The sequence below is a fragment of the Sulfitobacter sp. CW3 genome (assembly GCF_019392245.1).
Taxonomy (GTDB): Bacteria; Pseudomonadota; Alphaproteobacteria; order Rhodobacterales; family Rhodobacteraceae; genus Sulfitobacter.
On the sequence record NZ_JAHXRL010000011.1, the window covers coordinates 14,548 to 36,493 of the forward strand.

Sequence of the window (21,946 nt, forward strand, 5' to 3'; positions counted from 1 at the left end):
AACGGAGCCCTACGCCATGACTGATACGTCACTTTTAATTCAAATGATTGTCCTAATCCTGTTTATCGGTGCCTTTGCAGGAGTTCTGGCAGGGCTTTTGGGTGTGGGCGGCGGTATCGTCTTGGTGCCGGCGTTTTTCTATGCGTTCCAAACGCTTGGCTATGACGGGCCACAGTTGATGCAGATGTGTCTGGCCACCTCGCTTGCCACGATTATTGTGACGTCGCTGCGGTCGGTGCACAGCCACAATAAAAAGGGCGCAGTTGATTGGGACATCCTGAAAACATGGGCACCGGGCATTGTGATCGGGGCGATCATTGGCATGCTGACCGTGGCCCAACTGCGCACATCGGTGTTGCAGGGGATTTTTGGCGGGCTGGCGTTGGTTGTCGGGCTATATATGGCGTTTGGCCGGTCGGAGTGGCGTTTGGGGCAGGCGATGCCCACAGGCATGCGGCGCGCAGCGCTGTCGCCATCGGTCGGTTTTTTATCGGTGCTGATGGGGATCGGCGGGGGCAGCTTTGGCGTGCCGCTGATGAGCCTGTTTAACGTGCCGATCCACCGCGCCGTTGCCACTGCTGCCGGCTTTGGTGTTCTGATTGCGGTGCCGTCGGTGATCGGCTTTTTGCTGGTCGCGTCCCCCGAAAACAGCCCGCCCTGGACCATTGGCGCGGTAAATCTGCCCACCTTTGCGATTGTGATTGCGATGACCCTCATTACTGCGCCGCTGGGGGTAAAGCTGGCACATGCCATGGACCCGAAACCGCTTAAGCGGGTGTTCGCGGTGTTCCTGATCCTTGTGGCACTGAACATGTTACGCAAATCGCTGGGTTTGTGATCGGTCGTATTTCGGCACGATCATTCATGGTCACGGTGCTCAATTCGAAACAATAACGCTGAATTGGTTCGCAGTTACGTGTAAATACCTCTGTATTGCCGCAATCTTGCCTTAACTCGGCGGTTAGTTAATCAAATCGGAAGGAGAAATTCCGAGACTAACACCACGCGACAGAATCAGCGTGGCATCGAATTGAGAGACAGTGCAATGACAGCGAAAGTTCAAAACCAAGACGCAAATGTGATCGCGTTCAGGCCCAAAACGCCGGCGTGTGGCCATTGGGCAGCGGCGCAACACTTTCATGCGGTAGGGCACACCATGCCTGTAAATGACAACTATGGCCCCTCGGCCTGTGAAGGCGCGCAAACCAGCGATCTGTTGTTGGATTTTCTGTACCGCGTCGCCCGGTAAGGAACTTAATCCTGTTGCCTGGCCAATTTAGCGGCCCGACCGCCGCGCCGTTTTGAATGCGCGCCTGCACGCGACGGCAACTCTGCCATGATCTGACGCCGTGTTTCTGGCGTCATGCGGGACCATGCACCGATCTCGTCAATGGACCTAAGGCACCCTGTACAGAGCCGCGTTTCGGGATGCACAACGCACAGCTTGACGCAGGGGCTTTCGACCTCGTCCCGCTTCCAGACCTCGTCTGTCATGCTGCGCCCCCTTGCATGCGCAACACGCGCAAACGATCCAACACACCTTGCAAGATATACCCTGCCGCCACGTGATCAATGACCTCGGCACGACGTTTACGAGACGTATCCGCCTCGAGAAGGGCGCGTTCGGCGGCAACGGTGCTAAGCCGTTCATCCCAATACCCGATAGGAATATCACCCAGCCTGTCGAAATTGCGCGCAAAGGCGCGGGTCGATTGGCAGCGCGCGCCTTCTGATCCGTCCATATTGCGCGGCAAGCCAAGGATCAGCCCGCCAATGCGCCGGTCAGCGATGATCTCGCTCAGCCGCGCGGCATCAACCCCGAATTTCTTGCGCCGCACGGTTTCCAGCGGGGTCGCAATCGACAGAAAGCTATCGCTGACCGCAACGCCAATGGTTTTTTCACCCAGGTCCAACCCGATCAGCGCCTGCATCGGGGGCAGGGCGGCGGCGAACTCAGTGATATCCTCATAGATCATTTCGCCAAATTCGCCTTTTCGCCTGCACGCGCAATGATATCGGTCGCCGCAGGGTCATCGGCAAAGACTTCAACCGCGTTGTCATAAATCGCTTGGGCACGGTCAGTCTGACCCAATACGCCAAGGCTGGATATCAGACGCGCCCAATCCTCGACCGGGCCACCTTGGGTCGCCAGACGGTCCGACAGCCCTTCGACCATAGACCCGATCATCTCCATCCGCTCGGCGGGCGTCATGTCTTGAGCCGCCTCAATGTCATCCTTCGAGGGGCCGGGCAGGGCACCTTGGCCAATGCCGGGGCCAATGTCAGGAATGGTGTATTCGACCCCCGCCAGATCGGCGACGGGTTCGATTTGCCCCAATATCGGTTCAATCCATGGCGCATCGGCAGGCCCACGGCGCAGCAACCCATCCCAAATCCGAAAGCCCTGATCGGGCCGTCCGGTCTGTATCAGCATCAAGCCCCAGTAATAGCTGGCGGTCCCGTTCTCGGCATCACGGGTCAAAACGGCGCGCAAGACTGCCTCGGCCTCGGGCGAGACATATCCACCTGCCGCCATAATCAGCAGCTCGGCGTAATTCACGACCTCTTCGGTCGATGCGTCGGCCTCTTTCAGCCGCACCACCGCAGATTGCGCATCGGCGGCGGCGGCAAAATTGCCAACCCGCGCCTCGTTCTGCGCCAGCAAGGTCTGGCCTTGTACATCGTCGGGCCGTGTCGCAACCGTTTCGCGCAACCGCGTCAGCAATGCCTCATATTCGGCGCTCAGCTCCACGCCCACCGTTGTCTCTGGCAGGCCGGCAACAGCATCGGCCTGAGTGGGGCGGGTTTCGCGCAGGTTTTTGGCAAAGGCGATACGGTCTTTTAACGACAGATCGCCGTAGCCCGGTGCGCCCAGCGACGCATACATAAACAAGCTGCCGCCGATCAGCGCCACGGCGATCACGGCCATCAGCGGTTTCGACGGCGCGCGTCCGGCCTGCATATCCGCCGTGCGGCTCTTGTCGGCGGCCAGAATACGGCGCGAGATTTCGGTCTTGGCGCGGGCGGCATCCTCGGCTGACAAAACGCCCCGCGCGACCTCGCGTTCGACCTCGGCCAGTTGGTCGCGGTAAACTTGCAGGTCTTGTTCAACTCGTGACGGGGTCTCTGCCGAGGCCCCGCGCCATAAGGCGCGGATCAGCAAAACGGTCACAAGGGTGGCAGCAGCGGCGGCGATGATCCAGAAATTCATGTGGGTCGGGTCCATTCATTCAGTCGGACGCACATCTAAACCGTGTTGCGCCGTGACAAAAGGGGCCATATTGCAGCACCCCGATCTGCGATTTGTGCGATTGCAGGCGATGTCGTAAAACTGATACGGAATGCCGCGCAGGGTATCCTCTTTTTTGCCTGCTCACCCAGAAAGAACCAAAGCACACAGCTGCGTGCGAATCCATGCCGGGGACCGTCCTTTATGAAAAAGTATTCCGCCTTTGCCATCGCCCGTGAAGCACTGCGCCATCATACCGGATGGACACGGGCATGGCGCGACGCGCAGCCCAAGAAACGCTATGACGCGATCATCATCGGGGCAGGCGGGCACGGTCTGGCAACGGCCTATTATCTGGGCAAGAACTTTGGCATCACCAACGTGGCGATCCTTGAAAAGGGCTGGCTTGGCGGCGGTAACACGGGCCGCAACACCACGATCATCCGGTCGAACTACCTGCAAGACCCCTCCGCCGCGATCTATGAAAAGGCCCGCAGCCTCTACGAGACGATGAGCCAGGATTTGAACTATAACGTCATGTTCTCGCCCCGTGGCGTGATCATGCTGGCGCAAACCCATCACGAGGTACGCGGCTATCAACGGACGGCCCACGCCAACGCGCTGCAAGGGGTGAAAACCGAATTCATAAGCCCCGCACGGGTCAAGGAACTGGTCCCGATCATCAACCTTGACGGCCCCCGTTATCCCGTTTTGGGCGGGTTGTGGCAGGCGCGCGGCGGCACGGCGCGCCACGATGCGGTGGCATGGGGCTATGCGCGGGCCTGTTCCGACATGGGCATGGACGTGATCCAGAAATGCGAAGTCACCGGCATCCGCTCCGAGGGCGGCAAGGTCGTAGGCGTGTCCACCAACCGTGGCGATATTGATTGCGACAAGCTGGGAATGGTGGTCGCGGGTCACTCCGGTCATCTGGCCGACATGGCGGGCTTCCGGCTGCCCATCGAATCCGTCTCGCTGCAGGCGCTGGTGTCCGAGCCGATCAAACCCTGTATGGATGTGGTCGTGATGGCCAACACCGTTCACGGCTATATGTCGCAGTCGGACAAAGGCGAAATGGTCATCGGCGGCGGCACTGACGGCTATAACAACTACACCCAACGCGGTTCTTTCCACCATATCGAGGAAACCGTCCGCGCGCTGATCGAAACCTTCCCGATGGTGTCACGCCTCAAGATGCTGCGCCAATGGGGCGGCATTGTGGACGTGACGGGCGACCGCTCTCCGATCCTCAGCAAAACCCCGGTCGATGGCGTATTCATCAACTGCGGCTGGGGCACTGGTGGCTTCAAGGCGATCCCGGGATCGGGCTGGGCCATGGCCGAACTGATGGCCAAAGGACGGTCACCGCTTACGGACGCCTTCGGGCTGAACCGCTTTCAAGAGGGCCGGTTCATTGACGAAAGCGTGGCTGCAGGGGTCGCGCATTGATGTCACCCCGCATTTCGACAAACCCTCACAAAACCCGGAACCATTCCGGCGTTCACGGTGTTGTGTCCTCATACAGAGTTTATGAAGGACGAGTACAATGGCCACTCCAGACTACAACCAAACACCCAACCCCCAAACACCACACACCACGGTTAACAAAACCAGCAACACCGGTACTGGTATCGTCATCGGCGTTCTCGTCGTGCTGGTTCTGGGCTTCGGCTTCTACTACTTCTCGGGCGGCGATCCGATGGATACGTCCAACGACATCAACGTTACCGTTGAAGGTGCGGGCGACGCTGTCAAAGGTGCTGCAGAATCTGTCGAAGACGCGGCTGAATCCGCTACCGGCAACTAAGCCTAAACTACACCATTCTTTCGCGACCAAAGCCGATCCCGCACGCGGGGTCGGCTTTTTTGCGTTTCACGCAACCTGCCAAAGGAGCGTCCCATGCTGATCCTGACCTGTCCCAACTGCGGCATTACCGCCGAAGAAACCGAATTCCACGCAGGAGGAGAGGCGCATCTGACCCGGCATGGCCCCGGTGCCTCGGATGATGACTTTGAGAAATACCTGTTCATGCGTGAAAATCCCAAAGGCGTGCACTTCGAACGCTGGCGGCATGTCTACGGCTGCGGCAAATGGTTTCACGCCGCCCGCGATACCATGACGCTGGAAATCTTTGGCACCTACACCGCCCAAACCAGCACGATCCCCCAAGATATCATCGACAAAATATCCGACCGCCGCCCCGATTGGCAGCCCCCCGAGACCGCATAGATGCCGCTGTTTCATTTTGCCCAAAAAACTCCCGCCGGAGGCATCCGCGCTTTCCGCAAACACCAAGGTTAGACCCATGAGCACCAGAATTGCCACAGGCGGCCGCCTGCTCAACAAATCCAACGCTGTCAGTTTTTCGTTTAACGGCAAACAGTTGCGCGGCTATGAGGGCGACACGTTGGCCTCGGCGCTGTTGGCCAATGACCAGATGCTTGTCGGTCGCTCGTTCAAATATCACCGCCCACGTGGCATTGTCGCCGCGGGCCCCGAAGAACCCAACGCGCTGATGAACCTTGGCCGTGGCGGGCAGTTTGAACCCAACCAGCGCGCCACCACGACCGAACTGTTCGACGGGCTCCAAGCTGCCAGCCAGAACCACTGGCCCAGCCTCGAATTTGACGTGGGGGCGATCAACAAACACCTTAGCCGCTTCCTGCCTGCGGGTTTCTATTACAAGATGTTCATCCATCCGCGTCCGTTCTGGAAACACGTTTATGAGCCGATCATCCGCCATTCCGCCGGACTGGGCAAAGCGCCGAAAGAAAAAGACGCGGACAGCTACGAACATTTCCACGCCTTTTGCGATGTGTTGGTAATTGGTGGCGGCGTCGCGGGGCTCGAGGCCGCGCGCACTGCAGCGCGTGCCGGTGCCAAGGTGATCTTGTTGGAACAGACGGCCCATTGGGGCGGGCGTGCCCCCGTCGATGGTGGCATGGTCGAAGGCGCTTCGGTTGCTTCCCACATTGACGGGCTGGTCCGTGAGCTGTCGGCGATGGAAAACGTCCAGATGCGGACCCGCGTGATGGGGGCAGGGGTCTACGACCACGGCTATGTGCTGGGTTACGAACACCTGACCGATCACGCCCCTGCGGCCCAAGGGCCCCGCCACCGTTTGTGGCGTATCCGCGCTGGCCATATCATCACCGCAACCGGCGCGATTGAACGGCCATTGTCCTTTGCGGGCAATGACATACCGGGCGTAATGTTGGCGGCTGCGGCGCGTGATTATCTGGTTAACTTTGGTGTCTCTGTTGGCGATCGCACCGTTGTGGTCACCAATAACGACGATGCTTATCGCACGGCGATCGCCTTGGTCGAGGCAGGGCTTAACGTGCCCGCGATCCTTGATGCCCGCGTGCTGCCCGAGGATTCGGTTCTGATGGCGCGTGCCAAAGAACTGGGCATTCGCGTCTTGATGGGCCACGCCGTGTCATCGGTCAAAGGCGGCAAACGTGTGACGGCCGTCAATGTGTGCAGCCAAGCCGGCGAAGGCGCGGTTTTGGAGACCATCGAATGTGATGCCGTTGCTATGTCCGGCGGCTGGTCGCCCGTGGTACATCTGTGGTCCCATTGCGGCGGCAAACTGGTGTGGGACGCGGCGCTTGCCACCTTCCGTCCTGATGTAAACCACCCGCCGATTGGTGCCGATGGGCATGGCTTTGTCACAGCCGCTGGCGCTGCGGCGGGGTTCTTTGGGCTGGATGATATCTTGCATGATGCCCACGCAGCGGCGGATGGCGTGGTCACCACCTTGGGCTTCAAGCTGCCAGTCGATGTCGTTTCCCCCAACGCCGCGCGTCAAGAGGAAACACCCTTGGCCCCGGTCTGGATGATGCCCCACGGGGCCAGCGTAAAGCTGCGCGAAAAGACCTGGCTGGACTATCAGAACGACGTCAAGGTGTCCGATGTCCGTCTGGCCGCCCAAGAAGGCTTTGTCAGCGTCGAACATACCAAACGCTATACCACCCTTGGTATGGCCACGGATCAGGGAAAGCTGAGCAATATCAACGGCCTTGCGACCCTTGCGGGCGCGTTGGATGCTGACATTCCGACCGTGGGCACCACAACCTTCCGCCCGCCGTATCACCCGATTTCCATGGGCGCGATTGGCGGCGAGGCACGCGGTGATGTGTTCCAACCGCTGCGTCGCACGCCCATGCATGAGTGGCACGCGGCGAATGGGGCCGAATGGGAACCTGTCGGCCATTGGCGCAGACCCTATTCCTATAACCGCCCCGGCGAGACGACCCATGACGCCGTCATGCGCGAAGTCACCAATACCCGCACCAATATGGGCCTGCTGGATGCGTCGACCTTGGGCAAGATCATTGTCAAAGGGCCGGATGCGGGCAAGTTCCTTGATATGCTCTACACCAATATGATGAGCAGCCTGAAGCCGGGCAAATGCCGTTATGGCCTGATGTGTTCGGAAAACGGGTTCCTGATCGATGATGGCGTGGTTGCGCGCGTCGATGACGACACATTCCTGTGCCATACCACGACAGGCGGCGCAGACCGTATCCACCAGCATATGGAGGAATGGCTGCAAACCGAATGGTGGGATTGGAACGTCTATGTCGCCAATGTCACCGAACAATATGCGCAGATCGCCGTGGTCGGTCCCAATGCCCGCAAGTGCCTTGAAAAACTGGGCGGGATGGATGTCAGCAAAGACGCGCTTGGCTTTATGGAATGGGTCGATGGCGAATTGGGCGGCTTCAAATGCCGTATCTACCGGATCTCGTTCTCGGGCGAGCTGAGCTATGAAATCGCAGTTGATGCAGGCGTGGGTCAGGCATTCTGGGATGCGCTGATGGTCGCGGGCAATGATCTGGGCGTGATGCCTTATGGCACGGAATGTCTGCACATTTTGCGTGCCGAAAAGGGTTTCATCATGATCGGGGACGAAACCGACGGCACCGTGATCCCGCAGGATCTGGGGCTGAACTGGGCGATCTCGAAAAAGAAAGAAGACTACCTTGGCAAGCGCGCCCAAGAGCGCAGCCATATGGTCGATCCGACCCGCTGGAAACTGGTGGGGCTTGAAACGACCGACGGCAGCACCTTGCCTGATGGCGCTTATGCCGTGGGCGAAGGCGTGAACGAGAACAACCAGCGCAACATGATCGGGCGCGTCACGTCGACCTATCATTCGCCAACGCTGGGCAAAGGCATCGCCATGGGGTTGGTGCTGAATGGCCCCGACCGCATGAACGAGGTGCTGGAATTCCCCGGTACCGACGGCAAAACCTATCACGCGAAAATCGTCGATCCGGTGTTTTACGATAAAGAAGGGGAGAAGCAGAATGTCTGAGCCCATCAGCGCCCTGAACGGGGCCGTCTACAATCAAGGCATCGCAGAAGTTACCGCCCTTGACCCGATTGGCATGATCTCGATCCGGGGTGATCTGGCTGCGGGATACCTGAAAAAGCCGCTCAAGAAGATCACTGGCGTTGCCATGCCCGACATGCGCGGCATCAATCTGGACGGCGGCACAGGCGTTGCATGGATGTCACCCGATGAGCTGCTGTTGATCTGCCCCTATGCGGATGTCGCCACCAACCTCGAGACGTTGCACAAGGCCATCGGCACCAATCACGCGCTGGCGGTTAACGTATCCGACGCGCGCGCCGTTTTCCGCGTGACCGGTAAACACACCCGCGAGGTTCTGGCCAAGCTGGCCCCCGTCGATACCAGCCCCGAGGCATTTACCCCCGGCACGATCCGTCGCACGCGGCTTGCTCAGGTGCCAGCGGCGTTCTGGATGGTTGATACCGATACGGCAGAACTGGTCTGTTTCAGGTCCGTCGCGCAATATGTCTTTGATCTGCTGAAAACTGCGGCACAGCCCGGATCACAGGTGAATTACCACCGCGGTTGACCCCTTGTGGCTTAGGCACCCCATAAAACCCGTTGCGATAACGGAACTTAAGGCGCTTTTGATCTGTTGAGGTACCAAGACGTCAGGTGAAACCGCCAGCATGGGCGGGTCTTGGGGGGACGTTCTTTTGCGTCCTGCCCCTTGACCTTAGGCCTTGAGGGGCTTCATGTGACCAAGATGAAATTTATCAACGGAGGCCCATAAAATGGCTTTTTCACTTCCCGATCTTCCCTATGCCCACGACGCCCTTGCTGCGAAAGGCATGTCTGCTGAAACGCTGGAATATCACCACGACAAGCACCACAATGCATATGTTGTGAACGGAAACAAAGCGATTGAAGGCACTGAATGGGCTGGCAAATCCCTCGAAGAGATCATCAAGGGCACCTATGATCCTAAAGCCGTCGCGCAAAACGGTATCTTCAACAACATCAGCCAGCTGTGGAACCACAACCAGTTCTGGGAAATGATGGGGCCAAACGGCAACGCGATGCCCGGCGATCTGGAAAAAGCCATCACCGAAAGCTTTGGTTCCGTTGACAAGTTCAAGGATGATTTCAAAGCGGCTGGCGCAGGCCAGTTCGGTTCCGGGTGGGCATGGCTGGTCAAAGACACAGACGGCGGCCTGAAGGTAACGAAAACCGAAAACGGCGTGAACCCGATCTGTTTCGGCCAGACTGCATTGCTGGGCTGTGATGTGTGGGAACACTCCTATTACATCGATTTCCGCAACGCGCGCCCTGACTATCTGACCAACTTCCTCGACAACTTGGTCGATTGGGAAAACGTCGCTTCGCGCATGTAAGCTGTCAAAGCGTTAAAATATTAAGCCCCGTGAACAATGTTTGCGGGGCTTTTTGTTTGGAACTAGGATGATCCTGAACTGTTTTCTATATGACGCAACTCACAGGACAGGAGCAGACAAATGGCAAAGCTTGAAAACGGAACTTGGGTGTTGATCGCCGATGGTGAAAAAGCACTGTTCATGGTGAACGGGACGGACGCAGAAGACCCGTTCTTGCAGGTGTTCCGCGAGGAAGAGCAGGACAACCCGCCAAACCGCGATCAGGCCGCAAACCGCCAGGGGCGCTTTAACGATGGCCCGTCGGTGCACCGCTCGGCTGTGGATGACACTGACTGGCATCAGCTGTCAAAAGACCGCTTTGCCCACGAGCTGTCGGAAATCTTGTACAAGCAGGTCCACAAAGGGAAATTCGAAAAGATCGTGATCGTTGCACCACCGAAAACCTTGGGCGAATTGCGGGATGAAATGCATCAAGAGGTCGCCGCTAAGGTCGTTGGTGAAATCCCGAAAACGCTGACCAACCACCCCATGGACGAGATCGAGAAAATTGTTAAGGCTGAGCTTGAGAAGGCGTAGGCCCGCATAAAAACTGGTCAGCCGTCGATCAACGCGAGACAATTTTGCAACATCAAAACACCCGGCGGGGCAGGGTCGCCGCGCCGGGGTGAGGTGCCTCTGACAACCGAAAACACCATTTGCGCATGACCCGGTTTTTCGGTTGTCGGACTGTAATCAAGATCGCCCGATAGGGCGCTGAGATGTTTGCCAAAGCTTCTGCAAGCAGGCGCTTCCATCACCCCAGCTTCCCGTCACGCGGGTGGCAGATGCCAACGCATCAGGCCGTTCCGGCCCAGTGGCATATTAGGTCAGCGAAGTGGTCAGCGCCTCAAGCGCGGATGCGGCATCGGGGACGGACACGAAATAGTCCAGCAATGTCTTATCAGCAAACCCACTTGCCACGACGTGATTCAGAAGTTGGATTAAAGGGTCCCAGTAACCGTTTGTATTCAATAGGATTACCGGCTTTTCATGCAGGCCCAACTGCCGCCATGTCAGCACCTCGAACAGCTCGTCCAGTGACCCGGCACCGCCGGGCAGTACCACCACGGCATCGCAATTCATGAACATGACCTTTTTGCGCTCGTGCATTGTCTCGGTCACGATGTATTGGGTCAGATCGGTTTTGCCGACCTCCCATTTGACCAGATGTTCGGGGATCACACCAAAGGTCACGGCACCCGCATCCTGCGCCGCCCGTGCAACCGCGCCCATCAATCCAACATCGCCCGCCCCATAGACCAGCCGCCAATTTTTGTCTGCCAACCCGCGGCCCATGGCCTGTGCGGCCAACATATATTCAGGGTCCGCACCGGGGCGTGATCCGCAATAAACGCAGATGGATTTTTGAAACATGACGGGGGTCCTTGTCAGCAAATGTGAAACTGCGGTGCAGCTCTATTTTGACCCTTGTTAACCTGCTTGCTACAAGTGCTCAATGTGGTGCGTACTAGGGGATGATGGTTATGTCGGTGTTCCAATCGCGAAATGCTCAGGTTTTGGGCGGTGTCATCGTTGGTGTGATTGTCGTTGTGGCGGGGTATTTCCTGTTTGATCCCGGCACGAAGGTTACGCAGACCGCACTGCCTGCACCCCAAACCGCCGTGACCCCCGAAACACCCAACGCGCAAGCGCCCGAACCGGAAACGCCCACCAAAGCGGAAACAATCGTACAAAGTAGTGAACCAAGCCCGCAAAAGCCCAGCTTTGACGAGGTGCGCCGAGATGCCGACGGGGTGACCGTGATTGCCGGCCGCGCCGCGCCGGGTAGTGAGATCAAGGTGGTCAGCAATGGCGCTGAGATCGCGACAACCACCGCCGACAGTGCAGGGAAATTCGCGACCCTTGCCATTCTGCCGCCCGACGGAAAAGGGCAGGTGTTAAGCCTTGAGGCTGCGGTCAAGGATACCGAAGTACAATCGGATGAGGAGGTCATTCTGGCCCCTATGACCCCCGCAAAGGTGGCCGCCAACCCGGACATTCAGGACGCGCCAGAAGCTGTTGAAAACGAACCTGAAACATCAGGTGCTGAACCTCAGATTGCACAGTCTGATCCCGTAGGAGACGCCCCGCAAGCCACTGTGCCTGAAGAAACCCCGCAGCAAATGGCGCTGTTGAAATCGACCGAGGACGGCGTGGAGCTGTTAACCGATGCAGACCGTGACGCGACGCAAAGCATCGCATTGGATACCATCACATATTCCGAGCAGGGAGAGGTGCATCTGGCAGGGCGTGCGCAATCGAAAGGGGCTGCGGTTCAGGTTTATCTGGACAATGCAGCGGTTGGAAAACTGCCTGTAAACGAACAGGGACGCTGGCGTGGTGATATCGATGGGATCGATGCAGGGGTCTATACCCTGCGTGTGGATGAGCTGGATCAGGACGGCGAAGTGATCAGCCGCGTCGAGACCCCCTTTAAACGAGAAAGCGCCGAAACGCTGGCCCGTGCCACTGCCAATTACGACGGCCCGATCAAGGAGGTCACCGTGCAGGAAGGGGCCACGCTTTGGGCCATTGCCCGCGAACGCTATGGCGACCCGACCTTGTATTTGCGCGTGGTCGAGGCAAACCGCGATTCTATCCGCGACCCCGATTTGATCTATCCCGGACAGGTTTTCGACCTTCCTGACTAACGCCAGCAGCGCCAATTAACGCGATGATTTTGCGGGCTGCTCTGGCAACCCCGTGGCTTGCGACCTATGTAGTGCTGCAAGCATTCAGGAAAATTTATGTCAGCCGATACCACCCGCGCCGAACCTGGTGCCAAAAACGCCCCTCGCACCCCCATGACCGAAGAAGAGATGGCCAACGCAGCCGAGCGTCAGTCAAATCTTTTGGTGTTGAAAAAGGTAGCCCCCTATCTGTGGCCCAAGGACATGCCTTGGGTGAAAAAACGTGTTGTCTGGGCGATGCTGTTTTTGGTCGTCTCAAAGCTGATTTCGGTATGTATCCCAATCATTTACAAAGGTGCCGTTGACGGGTTGGCGAACGAGGGCGTGCCGCTTTTGGCGCTTGGCGCGATCGGGTTGACCATTGCCTATGGTGTGGCGCGGGCGATGAACGTCGGCTTTCAACAGCTGCGCGATGCGGTGTTTGCACGGGTGGGGCAGCGTGCACTGCGGATGCTGGCGCTGGAAACCTTTCACCATATTCACCGGCTTTCGATGCGCTATCACATCACACGCAAAACGGGCGGTCTAAGCCGGATTATCGAACGCGGTGTCAAAGGCGTTGATTTCCTGCTGCGCTTTTTGCTGTTCTCAATCGGGCCGCTGATCCTTGAGTTGATATTGATCGGGATCATTCTGACGGTGTTGTTTGATTTTTGGTATCTGCTGGTCGTTGCCGTGACGATCGGGCTTTATGTTTGGTTCACCTTTGCGGTGACCGAATGGCGGGTAAAGCTGCGCCGCCAGATGAATGACCAAGACACGGATGCCAACCAAAAGGCCATCGATAGTTTGTTGAACTACGAGACGGTCAAGTATTTTGGCGCCGAAAACCGCGAGGCGCAGCGCTATGATAGCGCGATGGCGGGCTATGAAGAGGCCGCGATTAAGACCAACTATTCGCTGGCGTTCTTGAACTTTGGCCAGTCCTTGCTGATCACATGTGGTTTGGTTGGCGTGATGATCATGGCGGCAATTGGTGTGCAGGATGGTACGCTGACGGTCGGCGATTTCGTCATGGTTAACGCCTATATGGTGCAGATCACCATCCCCTTGAACTTCCTCGGGACGGTGTATCGCGAAATCCGTCAGGCCTTGGTTGATATGGGGCAGATGTTCACCTTGCTGGATCAACCTGCTGAAATCAAAGACAAACCAGACGCGCGCGATCTTAAGGTCGACGGCGGGCGGATCACTTTGAAGGACGTGCAGTTTGGCTATGACCCGGATCGTCAGATCCTCAAGGGGATATCGCTTGAGGCCGCACCGGGTGAGATGGTCGCGATTGTCGGATCGACGGGGTCGGGTAAATCCACCATCGGGCGGCTGTTGTTCCGGTTCTATGATGTGAACGGCGGGGCGTTGTTGATTGACGGCCAAGACGTGCGCGACGTGACCCAAGACAGCCTGCACAAGGCCATCGGGGTGGTGCCGCAAGACACCGTGCTTTTCAACGATACGATTGGCTATAACATCGGCTATGGCCGCGATAACGCCACCCAAGCCGAGATCGAGGCCGTGGCAAAAGCGGCGCAAATCCACGACTTTATCCAGCGTTTGCCGAATGGATATAATACAGCCGTGGGCGAGCGGGGGCTGAAGCTGTCGGGCGGTGAAAAGCAACGTGTGGGGATCGCCCGCACCTTGCTAAAGGACCCGCCGATTTTGTTGCTGGACGAAGCCACCAGCGCGCTGGACAGCGAGACAGAACACGAGATTCAAGACGCGCTGCGTCAGGCCGGCAAGGGCCGCACGGTGCTGACCATCGCGCATCGTCTGTCCACAGTGGCCGAAGCGGATCGAATTGTGGTGTTGGAACAGGGCGAAATTGTCGAGCAGGGCAGCCATGATGATCTGCTGGCACGCAATGGTCGCTATGCGCAGCTATGGCAGCGTCAACAATCCGAGGATGAAACGTGATCTAACGGTCTGTTGCACTGCTGCTGCTGGCGAAGTGGGCTTGAAACTTGTCGCCAGCGTGATACGTAAAATCGTCTCTTGCTGCATTGCAGCAAGACGGTAGTGACGAGATTTAATATCCAATCCAAAAGGATTCCCCATGCAAACCAGCATGCTGCGCACCGCGCTTATTCTGGGGCTGATCTGTGTGACCGGCCCTTTCGCCATCGACATGTATCTGCCCGCGCTTCCCGCGATCGAGGCCGCCCTTGGGACATCGGTTTCAGGCGCGCAGCTGACGTTGGTCGCGTATTTTCTGGCGTACGGGGTGTCGCAACTGGTCTATGGCCCGCTGTCTGATCAGATCGGCCGTAAAAAGACGTTGCTGATCGGGATGAGCATCTTTGCAGTGGGGTCGGTTATTTGCGCATCCGCACCCACAATCGAGGTTCTGGTGATTGGCCGCCTGATCCAGGGGATGGGCGGTGCAACCGTGATGGTGATCCCACGCGCGATCATTCGCGACATGTACACCGGCGCACAGGCCACACGGTTGATGGCGACGATTATGCTGGTGATCTCGATTTCACCGATGCTGGCCCCCTTGGCGGGCAGTGGCATTGTGGCGGTGGGCAGCTGGCGCGAAATTTTTCTGGTGATGGGAATATTCTCAGGTGTCAGCCTGACCTTGGCCCAAGCCACACTGCCAGAGACCCTCAAGCAAGAGCGTCGGCGCAAGGTGAATATCAAGGAGCTGTCGCGCAGCTGCGGGATATTACTGCGTGATCCGGTTTTTGTGGGCCTGACCTTTATCGCAGGCTTTGGCATGGCCAGCTTTTTCCTTTTCGTGTCCAGCGCGTCCTTTGTCTACACGGGTGAATACGGCCTAACGCCGACCCAGTTTTCATTGGCTTTTGCGTTTAACGCGGTCGGGTTTTTTGTCGCCACCCAGATGGCCGGTCGTTTGGCCGAAAAATGGGGGCTGGCAACATTGATCGGGCGCGGTGTGATCGGATTTGCGACCTGCGCGACCGTGTTGGCGCTGCTTGAGCTGGCGGGTTTCCAAGGTATGTGGCTGCTGCTGATTGGTTTGTTTCTGGCCTATGCCTGCCTTGGCGTGGTGATCCCATCGGCCATGGTTGCTGCACTTGACGCCCACGGGCGGCGCGCGGGGATGGCATCGTCGCTCAGCGGCAGCATGACCATGCTGACCAGCGCCATTTGCATTGGGCTTTCGACGCCGTTTTTTGACGGGACCGCATTGCCCATGGTTGTCAGCATCGCGCTCTGCGGGCTGGCCGCGGTGGCGCTGGTGATCGTGACCATGCCAAAGCTTCGGCAGCAGCAAATGGTACTTGCTACCGCCTAAGGGCTATTCGGCGGCGCGCAGTTTCGCCAGTTCATCGGCCGGATCGGGGCTGTGCGCCGGTTCGGCGTCATCACCCCAGATCAGGATGCCGGTCTTAAGACGCTGCGCGTCCTTTTCCAGCGCCCAGTCCTGTGCTGCCTTACTGGCACGGCCCAGCGACATCTTTGCCAACAACTGCGCGACCCAGCGTGCATAGGTGGTGGCCCACACGCGCAGGGCCAGCAGCGATGGCGTCACCATCAGCGTCAACACCGTGGCCACGCCAAGGCCGAATACAACGGCTGTCGCCAGCTGTTTCCACCACAGGGCAGTGGGGCTGTCGATGGTGTAGCCGCCATTGGCGAAATCAAGGCTAAGCCCGAACATCATCGGGGCAAGCCCCGCCATTGTTGTTATGGTGGTCAACAGAACCGGGCGAATTCGGGCCTGAGCGGTGCGAATAATCGCCTCGATCCGGGGCATGTACTGGCTGAATTCCTGATAGGTATCGATCAGGATGATATTGTTGTTCACCACGATCCCGGCCAAGGCGACAATCCCCGTGCCGGTCATGATGATCGAAAACGTTTGATCCATCACCAGCATCCCGATCAACACGCCCGTGGTTGATAGAACGACGGCGATCAGCACCAACACCGAATTATAGATGCTGTTGAACTGGGCCAGCAGGATGATGAACATCAACCCCAAGGCCGCCGTAAAGGCAGAGCTTAGGAACGCCTGACTTTCGGCCTGATCCTCTTGGTCGCCGGTCCATTCATAGCTGACGCCAGCGGGTAACGGGTTGGTCTCGAGCCATTTGGTGATCTCGGTAATACGTTCGTTGGCATTGATCGGGATCAGGCGCAGCTGTGCCTTGGCCAGCCCGTCTTGCAGGTCGATATCGGTGGCCGCAACCGTGCGGTCGGTGATCTTGTACCCCGTGCCATCCAGTGCTGTGATATCCGCATCCGACGCCGCCGGACGCATGGTGGCCAAGGTGATATCCGTCTCTTCGCCGTCGATCTCATCAGTCTTCACCAGCTTGGCCAGACCCACAGAAACACCGGCCTTGATGTCAAGGTAACGCTTTTGCTCGACGCGGTTGATTTCGGCCAATTTGGGGACGGGCATGCGTGTGATGAAATTCGACAGGGGGACCAAACCATCAATGGTGCGCACCTTGAGCGTATCAAGGGTGCTGAGCACGCGATCGTTTTCGGGCAGCCGGACCCTGATCTCGATCTCTTCGTCCGAGGTATCAACCCGCATGGTGTCCAACAGCAACCCGCGCGTGACAAGCTGCACCATGGCACCGACTGTCAATACATCGGCCCCGTATTGTCCTGCTTTGGCGACATCCACGTCGATTTGCCAATCAATGCCGGGCAGGGGGCGCGTGTCTTCGACCAAGGTCAGGCCGGGGGTTGTGTCGAATTGCGCGCGCGTCAGTTCGGTCGCAACTATCAGATCGTCAAAGTCGTTGGCCTTTAGTCGCAGATGCACGGGCTTGGCCGATGCCGGACCTCGGGCCTGAGCCAGAATTTCGATTTTGATGCCGGGGATTTGGCCCAGCTCTTCGGTCAGTTCCGCAATCACAAGATCGCCGTCCAGTTCGGGCCGCAGGGCGCGGTCTTCCCATGGAATGGTCTCAAGCTGGATCTGGCCGATGCTGTCCTTGGGGGCCTGTGCGCCGCCGGTATTGCTGTCCAGCCCGCCTTCGCCTGCAAAGGCAAATGCCGTCAACACGCCGGGGTGGTCCAGCACGATCTCTTCGGCCTGCTTCATGATCGCGTCTTTTTCTGTCAATGACAGGTTGCCGCGCGCCAAAACGTAAACGATGGCCTGCTCGGGTTCGGATTCAACAAAGAATTCAATGCCTTTTGAGTTGTTGCTAAAGAAGATCATCGTCGTGCCAACAAAGACAAACACCACACCAATCACGACCAGCGGCATCACAGGGTTGCCCGCGATAAATTCGATCACACGCCCGAATGCCGATCTGCGATAGCCTGCCTTGATGACATCGACGGGCTTGCTGAACAGCTTGGACGTGACCCATTGGCCACCGCGCCCCATGCGGGTGAACAGCGCGAAAAAGCTGACAAGCCCCAGCATCGCGCCCGATATGCCAACCGACACGAGGGCAGCCAGCGCCGCAATGCACAGGAAAACAACGGCAAATACCGGAATAACTGAGCCGACAATATCCAGCCCGTCCATGGATGCAAACTGCGCCGACATCACCCCGAACAGGGGCTGCGCCAATGCCATCGGAATGGCCACCATGACAAAAGCCACCGGAAACAGCAGCAAATGCAGGTACAGACGCAGGTTCGCGATGGCTGTCATATTATCGGCCATCCAGCGTTCAAGCCGCCCGGTCACGCCGCCCAGAACGGGCAGATAAACCAAGGCAACCACCAAGGATGCGGACAGAACGAAGATCAAGGTGACCGGCAACATGCCCATGAATTGCCCCGGAACACCGGGCCAGAACAGCATGGGCAAAAACGCACATAGCGTTGTGGCGGTTGATGAAATGATCGGCCAGAACATGCGCTTGGCGGCGGTGACATAGGCCTGCATCGGCCCTTCGCCCTGCTGCTGACGCGCATCGGCATATTCGACCACCACGATGGCCCCATCCACCAGCATGCCCACGGCCAAGATCAGCCCGAACATCACAATGTTCGAGATCGAGATCCCCATGAGCGCCAGAAAGGCGAAACACAATAGAAACGAGGTCGGGATCGCGAAACCGACCAACAGCGCCGCGCGGATACCAAGGGCGGCCAACACCACGATCATCACCAGTGCCACAGCGGTCAGAACCGACCCCAAAAGCTGCTGCACCATGCTGTCGACGACGCGGCTTTGATCGTTCGAGGTGCCAATTTTCACGGCGGCTTTCAGCCCGTCAGGCCAATTCGCGCTTTGTTCGGCCACGACCTCTTTGACGCGTGATGACGTGTCGATCAGGTTGAAACCCTTGCGTTTCACCACCTGCAAGGCCAGCGTCTTCTCGCCGTTAAAGCGCGCGGTGCCTTCGCGGTCCTCGAAGGTCAGGTTGATTGTGGCCAGATCACCCAAAGTCACAACGCGGTCCCCGTTGGTTTTAACGGGCAGGTCATAGACGTCACGTGGTTCGTTAAAGGACGATGGAATCTTGACCGAGAACGTGCCCTGATCCGACTGCACCTCGCCAGCGGCGATCAGCTGGTTGTTGTTCTGAACCGTGTTGATCAATTCACCGGCGGTCACGTCATAGGCCTCAAGGCGCAGCGGGTCGATCAAGACCTCAAGCATTTCGTCGCGGTCACCGGCAAGCCCGGCCTCAAGCACGGCATCCATGCCTTCCAGCTCGTCCTGCAATTCGCGCGCGACGCGGGCCATCGTGCGTTCCGGAACAGGGCCGGTCAGGTTGACGATGATGATCGGGAATTCGGAAAAGTTGATCTCGGTGATCGAATATTTCTCATAGCCTTCGGGGAATTTGCCCTCGGCTGTGCTCATGGCGTCGCGCACGTCGGCCATGATCTTGGTCTTGTCCCAGCCAAATTCGAACTCAAGCGCGACACCGGCATAGTTTTCAGCAGCCGTGCCCGTCATGGTTTTCAGCCCGTCCAGATCGGACAGTTCGGTTTCCATCGGTTTGACCAGCAAGGTTTCACTGTCGATGGCGGAAATGCCGGGGAACTGCACGGATACGAACAGGGCAGGGATTTCGATGTCGGGCTCGCCCTCTTTGGGCAGGGTCGAATAGGCATAACCGCCCACTACAAGGCTTAGCAGAATAAACGCCATAACCATGCGGGCACGGCCAGCAGCCCAATCGACGATACCGCTCATTGGGTGACCTCACGGTAGGTCGGTGCGACGGTGACGCCAGCGATGACGTATTCCTGACCCAACACGATCACATTCGATGTCTGTGGCAATCCGCTGACCCAGACCCCCTGTTTGGTGTCGCGGACCAGTTGCACGGGGACAAAGCCGACGACATTTGCATCGTCGATCACACGCACGCCCAGGATACCCTCGTCATTCAGCGTTAAAGCCGATTGCGGCAGCAAATGCGCGTCCACCCCGGCCGAGGATATGGCGATTTCGGCGGTTTGCCCGTCACGGATGGCCAGATCATCGTTGGTGACGTCAATCTCGATGCGGAAGGTGCGCGTCGTCGGGTCAGAAGCGCGCGAGATGAATGTAACCTGACCGCCGATCTCGCGGTTGTCAGCGGCCAACCGCGCGCGGGCAATAGCCCCCAATGTGACGCGGCTTACCTCGGTTTCGGGAACAAAGCCGACCAGCTTGATCGGGTCCAGCTGGATGATCCGCGCGCATAGGCTGCCCTTTTGCAACAGGCTGCCCAATTCTGCGGTGTCGCTTTCCAGCAATCCGTCAAAGGGGGCGGTCAATGTCAGGCGGTCGATCTCGGCCTTTGCACCGGCCACGGCGGCGGCGGCGGCTTCGATCCCTGCTTTTGCCGCATTCAACCCGGCCTTGGCAGAGCTAAGGCTGGCCCGTGCCCCTGCCGTTGCTGCCTGCGCGGTCGCCAGTTGCGTGGTGGATGAAAACCCGCCTTCGCCTAGCTTTTCGGCTGCATTCAGCTTGATCAATGTTTCGTCCAACCGCGCTTGCGCCTCTTCGACGCGGGCTTGGGCCTCGGGTACACGCGATTCAGCCTCGGCAAGGCGGGCTTCGGCCTCGGTTTTGGCAGCACCACGTGTGCCGATGTCCAATGTGCACATGGTTTCACCAGCGGTGACGGTAGCACCCTTGCGCAGCGGCGGGGACGTCACGATGGCAGAGGTTTCAGCGGCGACATCAACGGTACGTGCGGCAGAGGTCTGGCCCCGCACAATGACGGCTGATGCCAACTGGCGGGCGGTACTGCGTTGCACGACAACCTTGACCAGCTCTTGCCCGGCGATCTGGGACAGGTTTTGGCCGTCATCAGCGGCGCCTTCTTGTGCGGTCTCGGTGCCCTCCGGCTGGTTCCCAGACCGGCCCAGCAGGGCGTCGCGTTCAAAGATTGCCATGTACAGGAGTGCTGAAACGACAATTGCCGCGAGAATGGAAAAAATACGCATAATTTGCCTCTGGCCGGTCAGATTTCGTTGGTCGCATAATATAGACAACGTTTTGTTAGGCCAAATCGGGATGCGTGGCCAGTTCGCATCGCCTTTTTGTGCCAACTGCGCCGCTGTCGTCCCTTGGATGCTGAAAGACGATGCAAGGATGCCCTTGGCAGTGTGGCTGCCGCAGGTTAAGAGGGGCGCTAATTCACGGTGGGACAGGCAAGACATGAGCGATACAGACAGTTTCATTGACGAGGTGAACGAAGAAGTCCGCCGCGACCGTTTCTATTTCATGCTCAAGCGGTATGGCTGGATCGCCATTCTGGCTGTGGTGCTGCTGGTTGGTGGTGCCGCGTGGAATGAATATCAAAAGGCTCAGGCCCGCGCCCAAGCTGAGGCACTCGGCGATGCGATGTTCGCTGCCCTGTCGATCGAAGATTCGGCCAGCCGTGCCGCTGCGCTTGCGGAAATCGAAACAGAGTCGGCGCAATCTGCTGCCGTGATCGGGTTCCTTGCTGCCTCTGAACAGGCCGAGGCGGGCGATACCGCCGCTGCAATCGAAACACTGAATGCGATCGCCATCAACGGCGATGTGCCCGCCATTTACCGCGAGATCGCGCAGTTCAAAGCGGTGACATTGCAAGGCACGGATACCCCCGCCAGCGAACGCCGTCTGGCGCTCGAAGCGCTGGCGCAGCCGGGCAACGTCCTGCGGTTGCTGGCAAGCGAACAATTGGCGCTGATCGACATCGAAGAAAACAACGCACAAGGTGCGATTGACCGCTATCAAGCGATCTTATTGGACGCCGAAGTCACCACAGACTTGCAACAACGTGCCCTTCAGGTGATTGTGGCCCTAGGAGGCGAGCCCGACATGGGCACCGCGATCCCGACTGGGCTATCTGACGCGTCTGACGCAGCAGGTACGGACGGCAACTAACGTCAGCAATGGCGCAAGAATGA

General features: G+C 58.3%; 19 protein-coding genes. 13 read left to right on the forward strand and 6 right to left on the reverse strand.

What is annotated here, in order from left to right:
• Nucleotides 1–16: 16 nt before the first annotated feature.
• Nucleotides 17–838 (forward strand): sulfite exporter TauE/SafE family protein, encoded by an 822-nt coding sequence (locus KZZ06_RS18400; protein ID WP_219581476.1) that lies wholly within the window; start codon nt 17–19, stop codon nt 836–838.
• A 207-nt stretch (nt 839–1,045) separates the two neighbouring features.
• A complete protein-coding gene (locus KZZ06_RS18405; RefSeq protein ID WP_219581567.1) occupies nt 1,046–1,249 on the forward strand; it encodes a hypothetical protein in 204 nt (67 codons plus the stop codon).
• 5 nt (nt 1,250–1,254) lie between these two features.
• Here KZZ06_RS18405 and KZZ06_RS18410 read toward each other — a convergent pair whose 3' ends face one another.
• Genes KZZ06_RS18410 through ccmI form a run of 3 tightly spaced genes read right to left on the reverse strand, consistent with a single transcriptional unit; the run spans nt 1,255 to nt 3,211 of the window.
• Complete coding sequence (locus KZZ06_RS18410) at nt 1,255–1,494, reverse strand: DUF1289 domain-containing protein (protein ID WP_219581477.1); 240 nt, start codon at nt 1,492–1,494, stop codon at nt 1,255–1,257.
• Nucleotides 1,491–1,976 (reverse strand): Holliday junction resolvase RuvX, encoded by a 486-nt coding sequence (ruvX, locus tag KZZ06_RS18415; protein ID WP_219581478.1) that lies wholly within the window; start codon nt 1,974–1,976, stop codon nt 1,491–1,493. The genes KZZ06_RS18410 and ruvX overlap by 4 nt, the downstream gene beginning before the upstream one ends.
• On the reverse strand, nt 1,973–3,211 hold the full coding sequence (gene ccmI / locus KZZ06_RS18420; protein ID WP_219581479.1) for a c-type cytochrome biogenesis protein CcmI: 1,239 nt from the start codon (nt 3,209–3,211) through the stop codon (nt 1,973–1,975). Before ccmI ends, ruvX begins: the two co-directional genes overlap by 4 nt.
• 222 nt (nt 3,212–3,433) lie before the next feature.
• Between ccmI and KZZ06_RS18425 the strand changes: the two genes are divergently transcribed.
• The 7 genes from KZZ06_RS18425 (at nt 3,434) to KZZ06_RS18455 (ending at nt 10,502) form a co-directional block, all read left to right on the forward strand.
• Nucleotides 3,434–4,678: a sarcosine oxidase subunit beta family protein gene (locus KZZ06_RS18425; protein ID WP_219581480.1), complete on the forward strand. Its 1,245-nt coding sequence runs from the start codon at nt 3,434–3,436 to the stop codon at nt 4,676–4,678.
• Nucleotides 4,679–4,775: 97 nt separating this feature from the next.
• A complete protein-coding gene (locus tag KZZ06_RS18430; protein WP_219581481.1) occupies nt 4,776–5,036 on the forward strand; it encodes a hypothetical protein in 261 nt (86 codons plus the stop codon).
• A gap of 93 nt (nt 5,037–5,129) precedes the next feature.
• Nucleotides 5,130–5,459 (forward strand): sarcosine oxidase subunit delta, encoded by a 330-nt coding sequence (locus KZZ06_RS18435; protein ID WP_219581482.1) that lies wholly within the window; start codon nt 5,130–5,132, stop codon nt 5,457–5,459.
• Nucleotides 5,460–5,535: 76 nt separating this feature from the next.
• Nucleotides 5,536–8,553, forward strand: a complete 3,018-nt coding sequence (locus tag KZZ06_RS18440) for a sarcosine oxidase subunit alpha family protein (protein ID WP_219581483.1) — start codon at nt 5,536–5,538, stop codon at nt 8,551–8,553.
• On the forward strand, nt 8,546–9,121 hold the full coding sequence (locus KZZ06_RS18445) for a sarcosine oxidase subunit gamma (protein ID WP_219581484.1): 576 nt from the start codon (nt 8,546–8,548) through the stop codon (nt 9,119–9,121). Before KZZ06_RS18440 ends, KZZ06_RS18445 begins: the two co-directional genes overlap by 8 nt.
• 205 nt (nt 9,122–9,326) lie before the next feature.
• Nucleotides 9,327–9,926: a superoxide dismutase gene (locus tag KZZ06_RS18450; RefSeq protein ID WP_219581485.1), complete on the forward strand. Its 600-nt coding sequence runs from the start codon at nt 9,327–9,329 to the stop codon at nt 9,924–9,926.
• Between the two features lie 120 nt (nt 9,927–10,046).
• Complete coding sequence (locus tag KZZ06_RS18455; RefSeq protein ID WP_219581486.1) at nt 10,047–10,502, forward strand: host attachment family protein; 456 nt, start codon at nt 10,047–10,049, stop codon at nt 10,500–10,502.
• Between the two features lie 285 nt (nt 10,503–10,787).
• On the opposite strand, the gene KZZ06_RS18460 is transcribed toward KZZ06_RS18455, so the two are convergent.
• On the reverse strand, nt 10,788–11,339 hold the full coding sequence (locus tag KZZ06_RS18460; RefSeq protein WP_219581487.1) for a TIGR00730 family Rossman fold protein: 552 nt from the start codon (nt 11,337–11,339) through the stop codon (nt 10,788–10,790).
• Nucleotides 11,340–11,449: 110 nt separating this feature from the next.
• Here KZZ06_RS18460 and KZZ06_RS18465 point away from each other — a divergent pair, with 110 nt between their 5' ends.
• The 3 genes from KZZ06_RS18465 (at nt 11,450) to KZZ06_RS18475 (ending at nt 15,920) form a co-directional block, all read left to right on the forward strand.
• Nucleotides 11,450–12,616 (forward strand): Ig-like domain-containing protein, encoded by a 1,167-nt coding sequence (locus tag KZZ06_RS18465; protein WP_219581488.1) that lies wholly within the window; start codon nt 11,450–11,452, stop codon nt 12,614–12,616.
• A 153-nt stretch (nt 12,617–12,769) separates the two neighbouring features.
• The gene (locus KZZ06_RS18470; RefSeq protein WP_219581559.1) at nt 12,770–14,572 is read left to right on the forward strand and encodes an ABC transporter ATP-binding protein/permease; all 1,803 of its coding nucleotides are present in this window, start codon (nt 12,770–12,772) and stop codon (nt 14,570–14,572) included.
• Nucleotides 14,573–14,711: 139 nt separating this feature from the next.
• Complete coding sequence (locus KZZ06_RS18475) at nt 14,712–15,920, forward strand: multidrug effflux MFS transporter (RefSeq protein ID WP_257884470.1); 1,209 nt, start codon at nt 14,712–14,714, stop codon at nt 15,918–15,920.
• A gap of 3 nt (nt 15,921–15,923) precedes the next feature.
• On the opposite strand, the gene KZZ06_RS18480 is transcribed toward KZZ06_RS18475, so the two are convergent.
• On the reverse strand, nt 15,924–19,751 hold the full coding sequence (locus tag KZZ06_RS18480) for an efflux RND transporter permease subunit (RefSeq protein WP_219581489.1): 3,828 nt from the start codon (nt 19,749–19,751) through the stop codon (nt 15,924–15,926).
• Nucleotides 19,748–20,995 (reverse strand): efflux RND transporter periplasmic adaptor subunit, encoded by a 1,248-nt coding sequence (locus KZZ06_RS18485; RefSeq protein WP_219581490.1) that lies wholly within the window; start codon nt 20,993–20,995, stop codon nt 19,748–19,750. The genes KZZ06_RS18480 and KZZ06_RS18485 overlap by 4 nt, the downstream gene beginning before the upstream one ends.
• Before the next feature lie 214 nt (nt 20,996–21,209).
• On the opposite strand from KZZ06_RS18485, the gene KZZ06_RS18490 reads away from it, so the two are divergent.
• Nucleotides 21,210–21,923 carry a tetratricopeptide repeat protein gene (locus KZZ06_RS18490; protein WP_219581491.1) on the forward strand — a complete coding sequence of 238 codons (714 nt, stop codon included), beginning with the start codon at nt 21,210–21,212 and terminating at the stop codon, nt 21,921–21,923.
• The last annotated feature ends 23 nt before the right edge of the window (nt 21,924–21,946 follow it).